The organism is Paenibacillus etheri (assembly GCF_001012825.1).
GTDB classification, from domain to species: domain Bacteria; phylum Bacillota; class Bacilli; order Paenibacillales; family Paenibacillaceae; genus Paenibacillus_AQ; species Paenibacillus_AQ etheri.
On sequence record NZ_LCZJ02000061.1, the window covers coordinates 1 to 202 of the forward strand.

At 54.0% G+C, this 202-nt stretch carries 1 rRNA gene; it reads right to left on the reverse strand.

Annotation, left to right across the window (positions count from 1 at the left end):
* A 23S ribosomal RNA gene (locus tag UQ64_RS27655) occupies positions 1–202 on the reverse strand; the annotation flags it as partial.

A 202-nucleotide genomic window follows, 5' to 3' on the forward strand; every position in this document is an offset into this window, starting at 1 on the left:
TTCGTGCGGGTCAGAATTTACCTGACAAGGAATTTCGCTACCTTAGGACCGTTATAGTTACGGCCGCCGTTTACTGGGGCTTCGGTTCATAGCTTCGGGTTACCCCTAACCACTCCCCTTAACCTTCCAGCACCGGGCAGGCGTCAGCCCGTATACTTCGCCTTGCGGCTTCGCACAGACCTGTGTTTTTGCTAAACAGTCG